Below are 11,773 nucleotides of genomic sequence, written 5' to 3' on the forward strand. Positions count from 1 at the left end.
GCTCTCCCCTGTATAAAAAATCTTTCTATCAATTTAATCCTTTAACTCTGTACATCTTCCGGGCATGTTATTATCACCCTGTACAGTTTCAGTTTATCCTGTTTTCCTCTGATAGTAAATACACCTGCCGGCTCACAAATTACCCTTTCCTTCACAAGATTATATGTCTCTTCTCCAATAAGTATCTCACCACCAGAAGTAAGTTCTTCTATTCTTGCAGCAACATTTACTGTGTCTCCTATGGCTGTATATTCCATCCTCTGAGTGGTTCCTATATTCCCTATAACTGCCTTACCTGTATTTATCCCCAATCCTATCTGTACATCTCCGCTGAATTCTTGTATTTTCTTAATCATCTCTATTCCTGAATATACTGCATTAAGTGCATGTTCAGGGTCATCAACAGGAGCTCCATATATACCCATCACCTCATCTCCTATAAATTTATCAAGTGTACCACCAAATTTAAATATCGCATCTGTCATAATACTTAATACTCTATTAAGAAAAGAAAATGTCTCTTCAGGAGAATGGTTATCAGCATAAGAAGTAAAGCCCCTGATATCTGCAAAAAGAACTGTTATTGTTTTTTCTTCTCCCCAGAGCATAATCTCTCCTTTAAGAGCGAGAATCTTTTCCATTACCTGTGGAGATACATATCTTCCAAAAATATTCCTTATCCTCGCTTTATCCTTCACTTCCCAAATAAATTTAACAAGTACTACTACCCCATAAACAATAAGGATACTTATAACAGGATAAAAAACATCTATCCAGAAAAGTTTTGATATAAATAAAAAGAATGTAAGTGTTATGAAAAGACAGATAAGAAACATAATAGAGATTACACTAATAACAGGAGAAAATGTAATGGCAATGGTCCCTGAAAAAAGTGAAAAACATAGCGGTATGAAAAAATTAGGAATATCTCCTGCCTTTCTTATGAACTCCCCTTTAAGAAAATTCTCTAAAAAACTCGCATGGACACCTACAAGAGGATAACCAGCAACCCCTGGAACATTCCCTGTATCAGGTACTCCTGTTGCTGTTATTCCTATAATAACTATTTTATCTCTGAATGCGTCCGGTGGTACAAAAGATGCCTTTCCCATATAGGACTGGAATACCTGAACAAATGAATAGTTAGGAAATTTTTTAAGGTCATTATAGACATTGAGGTAAACAGACCTGTCTTCATTTACAGGAATTTTTCTTTTTTGCCCGTCTATCTCAAACTCAATGAATCCTTTTCCCATCCTTAAAATAGAACCATCCAATATATCCTCTACTACAGATATATCAAGAGACCTGTATGTCTTCCCATTGTAATCTATAAAAAGTGGATACTTCCTTATAACCCCATCTTTATCAGGTATAATATTGATGAAGCCAGTGGATACCGCATACCTCTTGATTTCTTCAACTGGTTCCACTATTTTTTCTGCCTCTAAGATTCCTTTTTTCACTTCTGGACGGTCAAAAAAGAAGGGCAGGACAACATTACCTGCGTCTTTTATCGCTTCTACAAATTCCTTATCACCTTCCTTCTGTTCAACAAATAAAATATCAAAAACAATTGCCTTTGCCCCCATACCTTTCAATATCTTTACTATTTCTGCATACCACTCTCTCGAAATCGGCCATTCTCCGAGAAGAGAAAGGGTATCATCTCCTATAAAAATAATTACTATATTACCTGTTGGTTGTTTATTCTGAAGGTATTTTATCCTCCAGTCATAAGTGGTATTTTCCAATCTTTTAAGAAAGTCCAATCTGAATAGAAAAAATAGTACTATATTTACAACAAAAGCTATTATAAATATCTTTTCATTTCTTCTTAACATTTTCCGGATCTACAGGTAGTTTCAGAATAAATGTTGTCCCCTTGCCCTGTTCAGAAACAACATTAATATCTCCCTTATGTTCTGTAACTATCTTTTTAACAACAGGAAGGCCCAGTCCTGTTCCTTTATGTCCTTTGGTTGTAAAGAAGACTTCAAATATCTTCTTTAAATTTTCAGGTGGAATTCCTGTCCCGTTATCAGATATCTTTATAAGATACATTCCAGTACTCTCCATCTCTGTTGAAATTTTTATAAACCCTGTCCCTTCAGTAACTGCCTCACAGGCGTTAGTAAAAAGATTGAGTACAACTCTCTGCATACCATCTACATCTACTTTTACATTTTTAATCTTCTCATCCAGTTGATACTCAACTTTTATGTTTTTTTCCCTTATCTTTTCATTATAGACACCTGTAACATCCCTTATAAAACTATTCAACTCTACCTCCTGCAAGAGTGGTTTTTTCTTGGAAGAATAATTAAGCATATCAAGTATAAGTTCTGAGATTCTATTAACATTTGCCTTTACTATATTCCAGCCCTCTTTCACATATTCCTCGGTAGAAGCCCCTATTGTTTCATCAATAAGAGAAATACCACCTACCAGCCCATTAAGTATATTTTTAATATCATGGGAGAGAGAAAGCATTGTTTCACCAACACCTGCCATCCGTGCATTTTTCACATTTTCAATATATAAATGCGCATTTTCTATTGTAAGGGCTGCCTGAGAAGCAATAATTCTCATTAGCTCTTCATCTTTTTTATCAAACGGTTTGCCATCTTTTCTGTTCAAAACCTCAAGTACACCCAGCAGTTTACCTTTTTTACCGGTAAGAGGAACTGCAAGTATACTTTTTGTCTTAAAATGGCTTTTCTTATCAGCGAGAGAGAAGAATCTTTTATCTTTTGAAACATCTTTAACATTTATTAATCTCTTTTCCTGTGCGCATATTCCTGCAATACCCTGTCCGAGTTTAAGTTTTATTGCTTTTACATCTCTGCCTTTTTCTCCTGTAGCAACCTCAAAAAAAAGTTCTTTCTTCTCTCTGTCATAAAGAAGGAGGGAACTGGCTTCTGCTTTAAGAATATTTTTGCTTTCTTCCATTATCAGATTAAGCAACTGGTGGAGGTTATATATGGAGGATATAAAAGAACTTATTCTTTTCAGAACTTTAAACTTTTGCAGATACTCTCTGTCTCCCACAATGTTATTATACCACATTATTGATTATTGCGAAGAAACAGATTTTGCTGTAAACTTTAATGAAAAAGGAGGAGAGAATGAAATTTTCAGGTATAAGTGATGAGGCAGGTCAGGCAATAGAAATACAGATAAAAGCACATAAAGAATTGGGCTGGGAATACCTTGAACTACGTAATGTTAATGGAGAAGGTATTGCACTTATGGATGATAGAAAGTTTGATGATGCCTTTGAAAAAGTTATTGCTTCCGGGTTAAAGGTATCCTGCTTTGCCAGTTCCATAGCCAACTGGGCAACAGAAATATCAGGAAATTTTCAGAAAGATATAGATGAACTTAAAAGAGCCATCCCGAGAATGCATAGGTTTAATACAAAATATATAAGGGTAATGTCATGGCCCAATAACAAAGAAAACCCACTTTCTGAAGAGGACTGGGGAAAAGAAGCAATAAGAAGAATGAAAGAACTAACAAAGATAGCAGAAGATGGTAAAGTTATTCTCCTTCATGAAAACTGCAGTGGATGGGGGGGCTTGAGTATTGAAAATATGTTAAAACTCCATCAGGAAGTAAACTCTCCTAACTTTAAAATTCTGTATGACACAGGAAATGTTATTCACTATAATAAAGGTGTTGACCCTTGGGAATTTTATAGTAAAGTAAAACCGTACATTGGATATGTCCATATAAAGGACTATAAAACACTTGCAGATGGGACAGAAAAGGCAACCTATCCTGCTGAAGGGGAAGCAAAGGTAAAAGAAATACTGCAAGACCTGAAACAATCAGAATACAATGGCTTTATATCCATAGAGCCACACCTTGCAAGTGTAGTCCATGAAGGTAAGGTCGGTGACCCTGAGGTTACCTATCAGACATATATCACATATGGCAAAAAACTTATGGATGTTGTTAAGAGATTATGAAAGAAAAGGTTGTAGTAGCAAGATGTGCATCTTATGAAAAAAGTGTGGTTGAAAAAGCAATAAACAAGATTTTTTCTGTTTTAAATATACAATCCCCTGATAAGGTTTTATTTAAACCCAATATGCTTTCTGCAAGAACACCTGAAGAAGGGGTCACCACACATCCTGTTGTACTGGAGATATCTGTAAATCTATGTAAAAGCCCCAAAAAAATTATAGGAGACAGCCCTGCAAGTGTAAACAAACCAGTAGAGTTATACTGGGAAAAATGCGGATATAAAAATGTTTCCCAAAATACCGGTGTTCCTCTCGTAAAATTCAGCAATTCTATAATGATAGAGTTGCAGGTATCCGGTAAAAAAGAAAAAGTTCCTGTTACTGATTACCTGAAAGAATACAGAATATTTAATCTACCTAAACTGAAGACACATGGACTTACAGTTATAACTGCTGCATTAAAAAACCTTTATGGACTTATACCCGGTTTTCATAAGAGTGTTCTCCACAGTAAATTCATTTCACCGGTTGAGTTTTCTGAATTTCTCATCTCCTATTATCAGGTAATTAAACCATATGTTTTCTTTAATCTTATAGATGCTATTATATCTATGGAAGGAGAAGGGCCATCTGCAGGAAATCTAATACATACCGGTTATCTTATAGGAGGAAGAGATGCAGTGGCAATAGATATGATATGTTGTGAACTTACAGGATTAAAAGTAGAAGATGTCCCATACCTTAGAATATATAAAGAAAGATATGGACTACCTGATATAGAAGTTATTGGAGATATACCGCTTTCTACTAAAAAGTTTAATATACCGGGCAGAAAGAGAAATAAAATATTTTCCAGTAAAGTTCTGAAGCCAGTTCTATGTTTACTTGCAAAATATTTCAAAGCAATTCCAGTAATAAATCCTTCTGTATGCAAAAAATGTTATGCCTGCAGAGAGGTATGTCCTGTAAAAGCAATATCAGAAAACTTGAAATTTGACAGAAAAAAGTGTATAAATTGTCTGTGTTGTTTTGAGGTATGTCCTTATAAAGCCATTAATATAAAAAAAAGTTTGATTGCTAAACTATTCACATAAAAACAAGGAGAAACTTATGGATGAGAAAATAGGTGTGATTAATTATAATCTCTCTAACTTTTCAGTTGAGGAACTTTTCAGATGGTGTAAAGAAAATGTTGTGGATTATGTAGAACTTCAGAGAAAAGATGTATGGCCTGATATTACAAAGAAAGAACATAACATATCAGAGGTTGCTCGCTTACTACAAAAATATGACATAAAAATATCCCAGATATCCACAGGCAGTGACTTCCTTCAAAAAACAGAGAATGAATTTAACAAGCAGGTATGGATGGTAGGTGAGATGTGCAAGATGGTGAAAGACCTCGGATTCAATCAACTTAGAATAGATGGTGGATGGCCTAAAGAAGGCGTAGAGGAAAAGGACTACAAAACTCTTATAATTAAAGGGGTTTCTGAAGTAACGGATATAGCAAGTAAAGAGGGGGTTTATCTTGCTCTTGATAATCATGGGGTTATCACAAATGATTATAATTTTCTACTTGAAATTTTAGACAGAGTACATTCCAGATATCTGGGAACAAACTTTGATACTATGAACTACAGATGGTATGGATATAAAGTAGAAGAACTACCTGATATTTATAAAAAGGTTGCTCCTTATGTTTTACACACACATATTAAAGATGGTACTGGCTCGAGAGAAAAATATAAAGGTGCTGTATTAGGTGAAGGAGAAATACCCCTTTTAGAGGCGATTAAAATACTAAAAGAGAATGGATATAAAGGTGTATGGTGCGTAGAATATGAAGGGGATGAAGGTGCTGACGGATATAAAAAGTGTGTGGATTGGTTAAGGAACCATCTATGAACAGAGAAAAATGGGGAAGTAAGTTAGGGGTAATACTGGCAGTTGCCGGAAGTGCTGTAGGACTGGGTAATTTTTTAAGATTTCCTGTCCAGGCAGCAAGGAATGGCGGTGGAGCATTTATGATACCCTACTTCATTGCCCTCTTCCTTCTCGGTATCCCTCTTATGTGGATTGAGTGGACTATAGGAAGATTTGGTGGTGGCTTCGAACATGGAACTGCCCCGGGTATATTTCATTCGCTCTGGCGTAAGAACAGGTTTATAAAGTATTTTGGAGTTATAGGGATATTTGGACCTATAGTGATATTTATCTACTATGTCTACATAGAATCGTGGTTATTGGGCTACAGTTTTTTTTCCCTTACAGGAAAATATGCAGGTATCGCAGAAGAAGCAGGTATGATTTCTTTTTTACGGGGTTACCAGGGTATCGTGAAAAATGAATTCTTTTCTAATATCGTACCTGCCTATATATTCTTTCTGATCACATTCGTATTAAATATTCTTGTGGTCTTTTTCGGGATAAAAAAAGGCATTGAAAGGATATGCAGGATAGCATTACCCACCCTTTTTATACTGGCAATTATTATTATGGTTCGGGTATTCACACTTAAATCTCCCTATGACCCTTCATGGAGTCCTTATAACGGTCTCGGGTTTTTATGGAATCCTGACTTCTCAGCACTTAAAGATGCAAAAGTCTGGCTGGCAGCAGCAGGACAGATATTTTTTACATTAAGTGTTGGGATAGGCGTGATACTCACTTATGCAAGTTATCTAACAAAAGATGATGATGTACTTCTTTCAGGACTTACAGCAGCAAGCACAAATGAATTCGCTGAGGTAATCATTGGTGGAAGTATAGTTATTCCTGCTGCTTTTGTCTTTTTTGGACCTTATGGAATATCACAGGTAGCACAACAGGGAGCTTTTGACCTCGGTTTTGTTACTATGCCATTGATATTAAAAACATTTTCTGCTGGTATGTTTTTTGCATTTATATGGTTTCTGCTTCTTTTTCTCGCAGGTATAACATCTTCTATATCCCTCGCACAGCCAGCAGTTGCATTCTTAGAAGACGAGTTCAACATCTCAAAGAAGAAGGCGGTAGGGATATTTTCCATTGTTTGTTTTGCTCTTTCACACATTGCTATACTATTTCTTGCAAAAGGGACTGTAGATGAACTGGACTTCTGGGGTGGAACATTTGCCCTGGTTGTCTTTGCAACTGTAGAAACAATACTATTTGCCTGGATATTCGGTATTGATAAAGCATGGGAAGAGATGCATTCTGGTTCTGATATAAGAATACCCCGAGTTTATAAATTCATTATCAGGTACATTACACCCCTCTTCCTGCTTTTTATACTCGGCTTCTGGACATATCAGCAGGCAATACCAACACTTTTACTTAAAGGCGCACCTGAAGAAAATATACCATACATAATTTTTACAAGGGTTGTACTTGTAGTACTCATCCTGACTATTGCTATTCTGGTTAAAAAGGCGTGGGAGAAGAAACAATAATGAGAACAAGTGGACTTATATTTATGTGTATCTCGTGGATAACCATTATATCCTTACTTGTATTCTGTATAAGTAAAATAATAAAAAGTTCTATGGAGGAATAAAGATGTTAATACCTGTTATTATACTCGGTGGTCTCGGTATTATATTTGGTGTTTTTCTAACTTATTTCAGCATAAAGTTCAAAACAGAAGAAAACCCTGTACTCCAAAATCTTTATGAACTTATGCCCAATGCTAACTGCGGTGCCTGTGGACTTGCTGGCTGTAGTGCTTTTGCAGAGGCACTGGCTGAAGGTAAAATAGAACCTTCTAAATGTGTAATGATGTCTGATGAAAATCTCCAGAAGATATGTTCATTGTTAGGAATAACATCAGGTGATAGAGAAAAGAAGATAGCGCGGGTACTCTGCTTCGGCGGTAGTAATACAAAAAAACGTTTTGAATACAAAACCATCAAGACCTGTAATGCAATCAATGCCCTTTTTAATACGCATATTGAGTGTAATTACGGATGTCTCGGAATGGGCGATTGTGTAAAGGTATGTCCTGTAGATGCTATTTCAATAGATGAAAATAATCTTCCTGTGATAGATGAAGAAAAATGTATCGGTTGTGGTAAATGTGTTACTATATGTCCCAAAAACATTATCAAACTTATTCCTTCTGATAAAAATGTCTATATTGCCTGTTCTTCTTATGACAGAGGACCTGTGGTAATAAAGGTATGTAAGACAGGCTGTATCGGCTGTGGTAAATGCGTAAAGGTATGCCCACAACAGGCAATAATACTACAGGATAACCTTGCAGTCATTGATTATGAAAAATGCGATAACTGCGGTAGATGTGTTGAAGAATGCCCCAGAAAAATTATCTTTGTTACATCTTTGAAAGAAAAGCAGGGTATTCTCGCATAAAGGAATGAAAGAAAAAAATATAAAGTTAATCATTACCTTCAATGGTAATAAATTTTATGGCTGGCAAAGACAGACAGAAAAAAGCAGTATACAGGGCACTATTGAAAAAATACTAAAAAAAATTACAGGAGAAGATATAAAACTCATCGGTTGTGGAAGAACTGACAGTAAAGTACACGCAATATCCTATACAGCCAATTTTAAGACAAAGAGCCATCTTACACCCGAACAGATTAAGAGAGCCCTTAATTCCAATCTGCCTTCTGATATTTATATAAAAGACGCTAAAGTTGTTTCCCCTGATTTTCATAGTAGATACAGTGCTAAAAAAAAGACATATAGATATCTTATTTTAAATTGTGAAAAAAGTCCTTTCTTACAGGGATTTGTCTGTTATGTAAAAGAAAAACTTGATATAAATACTATGAAAAAATCAGCAAAGTATCTTACAGGAGAACATGACTTCTCTGCCTTTCAATCAGCAGGTAGCAGTATAAAAAATACGATAAGAAAAGTTTATAATATTACCATCAAGAAAGAAAAAATTAGTATAGCTCCGGACATAAAGGTCATATCCATAGAGATAACAGCAGATGGTTTTCTTTACAAGATGGCAAGAAATATTATTGGGACACTTATCTATGCAGGACTCGGGAAGATACCACCAGAGGATATACCTGAACTTATTACTCTAAAAGACAGGAAAAAAGTTCCACCTACTGCACCCCCTGAAGGGCTTTATTTGAAAAAGGTCTATTACTGAGGATAAGGGAAACTTATTATTTTCTAAAAAGGATTTCCTCACCCGAACAGTTTACTGTGAGAAAGAAGGAAAGAAATGGATGGGATAAAGAAAGATTTAAATATAATAAGTAAAAATGTACAGGAAGATTTCCCACTACATACACTGACAAGTTTCAAAACAGGCGGACCAGCAAGATTTTTAATCACACCATCAGATGTAGAAGAAGCAAAAAAAATCATTGCCTGTTGTAAACAATATAATACACCTCTTTTAATCATTGGGATGGGCACCAATATGCTTATAAGTGATAATGGTTTTGATGGCGTTGTCCTATCTACTCAGGGACTTAAAGAAGTACTTGTTGAAAAAACATCCGTATACTCACAATCAGGGGTTTTGCTTTCAACCCTCCTAAACATTTGTATTATGGAATCACTATCAGGACTTGAATTCCTTGCAGGAATACCTGGAACAGCAGGTGGTGCCATTATGTCAAATGCAGGACTTAAAGAAGAGTGGATATCAAAAAAAATAGTAAGTGTTACTGTCTTTCACCTCTCCTCTCTCAAGGAAGAAACAATATTAAAAGAAAAAATACAATTTGGTTATAGAAAAAGTGGTCTTGAAAAGTATTTCATTACGGGGGCTTTATTCTCTCTTAACAAAGGGAAACAGGAAGAAATAAAACATAATATATCAATGTATATGAAACAACGTATTAAAACGCAACCACTGGAATATCCTTCTGCTGGTAGTGTATTTAAAAATCCACCGGGACTTTTTGCCGGGAAACTTATAGAAGATTGTGGACTGAAAGGATATAGTATAGGTGGTGCCTGTATATCTGAAAAACATGCCAATTTCATTATAAATAAAGGTAGTGCAACGTCTGAAGATATATATAAACTTATCTGCACTGTTAAGGAAAGAGTTAAAAAGATGTATAATATAGAACTTGAAACAGAAATAAAAATTATTGGCAGTTTTGGAGGTTAATATAAAATGAAAATAGTCGTACTTTATGGTGGAGATAGTCCTGAAAGGGAAATATCCTTACGTTCTGGGAAAGCAATAGCAAAGGCACTGAAAAGAAAAGGTCATCGTGTATGGCTTCTTGATACAGTAAAGAAAAATTTCAGTAAAAATATCCTGAGTATAAAACCGGATTGTGTTTTCATAGCACTTCACGGAGAAAAAGGGGAAGACGGAACTATACAGGGACTTCTTGAAATACTCGGTATCCCTTATACTGGCTCTGGTGTCCGGGCATCAGCGATATGTATGAACAAAATTATTACAAAAAAGTTGTTGATATATCATAAGATACCCACGCCAATGTTTGTAGAAGTAGAAAAAGGTAATATTCTAAAAATGCCTTTTTCTTTTCCTGTTGTTGTAAAACCAGCAAATATGGGCTCAACCATAGGTATAAAAATTGTGAAAAATAAGCAAGAGATGCTTAATGCTATGAAGGATTGTTTTGAACTTGACAGTGAAGTATTTATTGAGGAATATATAAAAGGAATAGAGATTACAGCAGGTATATTAGGAAACGACACGCTGGATATACTACCTGTTATTGAAATAGAAACACCTACAGGGTTCTATGACTATAAAGCAAAATATACTCCGGGTGGAAGTAAACATATCATCCCTGCCAGAGTAGATAAAAAGACACTAAAGAAGATAGAGAATATAGCCATAAAGACATATAAGATACTCGGATGTTCTGGTTTTGCAAGGATGGAAATGATAGTAAGAAAAGGCATACCTTACATACTTGATGTGAATACAATACCGGGTATGACAGATACAAGTTTATTTCCTGATGCAGCGAAAGCGAAAGGGATTCAATTTGATGATTTATGTGAGAAGATTGTAATGTTAGGACTTGAAAGATGGCAAAAACAGAAGAGAGGATAAAAGAAATACGACAACTGGTATGGAGTAAAAGGAAACGAAAAATAAAAATCGCTTCTATTGTTATCGGAATTGTCATACTGATAACAGCGATATTAAATATTGAACGTCTTTTAACTGCTCTCTTCTGGGATATGGAATTATTTTATGTAAAAAAGGTCAAGATTATACCGGAAGATGCAAAGCGATTACTTGCAGGCACATTAGAAATAGAAAATCCAGGAAACTTACTTTTTCTTGATATAGAGGAGTTAAACAACAGGATATCAAAGATACGAGAAGTAGAAAAATGTTATATAACAAAAGAGTTCCCTTCTACCCTGAAGATTGAAATAATTGTTAGAAAACCATGGGTATTTATAGAAAAAAACTGGGGTGGCATATTTATAGACAGGGAAGGGAAATTCGTTGAAACATCTACCAGTCCATCTTTCTACCTAAAAGTAAGCGGAATAGAAACAGAAGGGGATGGTGTGGCAGAAGATGAATTATGGAAATTAGAAACTTTACAGGAAATAGAAAAATGGTATAATTTTTACAATCTACAGCGATATTTTAAACTTGAAAAAATAACAATAAAAAAACCCACAGAGATATTATTAAATGAAACAGAAACTATCAGAAAAATAATTATAACAAGAGATAACATAGAAGATACTCTTAATAAGGTCAAAATTGTTCTTGAAGAATGCGAAAAAAGTGGTAAAGAATGGGAATATATTGAAGGCAGGTTTAAAGACCCGGTAGTAAAATATAAAATAGCAGATTCTAAATAATTATAGAGTAA

12 protein-coding genes are annotated in these 11,773 nt (G+C 35.0%); 10 read left to right on the forward strand and 2 right to left on the reverse strand.

What is annotated here, in order from left to right; translation table 11 throughout:
- Positions 1-41 precede the first annotated feature (41 nt).
- Both N3D17_00140 and N3D17_00145 read right to left on the reverse strand, forming a co-directional pair.
- Positions 42-1,844, reverse strand: a complete 1,803-nt coding sequence (locus N3D17_00140; protein ID MCX8081806.1) for an adenylate/guanylate cyclase domain-containing protein — start codon at positions 1,842-1,844, stop codon at positions 42-44.
- Positions 1,828-3,051 (reverse strand): ATP-binding protein, encoded by a 1,224-nt coding sequence (locus N3D17_00145; GenBank protein ID MCX8081807.1) that lies wholly within the window; start codon positions 3,049-3,051, stop codon positions 1,828-1,830. Before N3D17_00145 ends, N3D17_00140 begins: the two co-directional genes overlap by 17 nt.
- On the opposite strand from N3D17_00145, the gene N3D17_00150 reads away from it, so the two are divergent.
- The 10 genes from N3D17_00150 to N3D17_00195 all read left to right on the forward strand — a co-directional run bounded on the left by N3D17_00150 (position 2,984) and on the right by N3D17_00195 (position 11,762).
- Positions 2,984-3,151: a hypothetical protein gene (locus tag N3D17_00150; protein MCX8081808.1), complete on the forward strand. Its 168-nt coding sequence runs from the start codon at positions 2,984-2,986 to the stop codon at positions 3,149-3,151. The genes N3D17_00145 and N3D17_00150 overlap by 68 nt on opposite strands.
- Positions 3,129-3,974, forward strand: coding sequence for a sugar phosphate isomerase/epimerase (locus tag N3D17_00155; protein MCX8081809.1), 846 nt, complete (start codon positions 3,129-3,131; stop codon positions 3,972-3,974). Before N3D17_00150 ends, N3D17_00155 begins: the two co-directional genes overlap by 23 nt.
- Positions 3,971-5,065: a DUF362 domain-containing protein gene (locus tag N3D17_00160; GenBank protein MCX8081810.1), complete on the forward strand. Its 1,095-nt coding sequence runs from the start codon at positions 3,971-3,973 to the stop codon at positions 5,063-5,065. The genes N3D17_00155 and N3D17_00160 overlap by 4 nt, the downstream gene beginning before the upstream one ends.
- 16 nt (positions 5,066-5,081) lie before the next feature.
- Complete coding sequence (locus N3D17_00165) at positions 5,082-5,879, forward strand: sugar phosphate isomerase/epimerase (GenBank protein MCX8081811.1); 798 nt, start codon at positions 5,082-5,084, stop codon at positions 5,877-5,879.
- Positions 5,849-7,405 (forward strand): sodium-dependent transporter, encoded by a 1,557-nt coding sequence (locus N3D17_00170; protein ID MCX8081812.1) that lies wholly within the window; start codon positions 5,849-5,851, stop codon positions 7,403-7,405. Before N3D17_00165 ends, N3D17_00170 begins: the two co-directional genes overlap by 31 nt.
- A 106-nt stretch (positions 7,406-7,511) precedes the next feature.
- Entirely contained in the window at positions 7,512-8,321 is an 810-nt protein-coding gene (locus tag N3D17_00175; protein ID MCX8081813.1) for an RnfABCDGE type electron transport complex subunit B, read from the forward strand.
- A gap of 4 nt (positions 8,322-8,325) precedes the next feature.
- The gene (gene truA / locus N3D17_00180; protein ID MCX8081814.1) at positions 8,326-9,084 is read left to right on the forward strand and encodes a tRNA pseudouridine(38-40) synthase TruA; all 759 of its coding nucleotides are present in this window, start codon (positions 8,326-8,328) and stop codon (positions 9,082-9,084) included.
- Positions 9,085-9,159: 75 nt separating this feature from the next.
- Positions 9,160-10,062, forward strand: coding sequence for a UDP-N-acetylmuramate dehydrogenase (gene murB, locus N3D17_00185; protein ID MCX8081815.1), 903 nt, complete (start codon positions 9,160-9,162; stop codon positions 10,060-10,062).
- Between the two features lie 6 nt (positions 10,063-10,068).
- A complete protein-coding gene (locus tag N3D17_00190; protein ID MCX8081816.1) occupies positions 10,069-10,989 on the forward strand; it encodes a D-alanine--D-alanine ligase in 921 nt (306 codons plus the stop codon).
- The gene (locus N3D17_00195) at positions 10,965-11,762 is read left to right on the forward strand and encodes an FtsQ-type POTRA domain-containing protein (protein ID MCX8081817.1); all 798 of its coding nucleotides are present in this window, start codon (positions 10,965-10,967) and stop codon (positions 11,760-11,762) included. The genes N3D17_00190 and N3D17_00195 overlap by 25 nt, the downstream gene beginning before the upstream one ends.
- Positions 11,763-11,773: the final 11 nt, after the last annotated feature.

This window comes from bacterium, assembly GCA_026414725.1.
Classification (GTDB): domain Bacteria; phylum Ratteibacteria; class UBA8468; order B48-G9; family JAFGKM01; genus JAAYXZ01.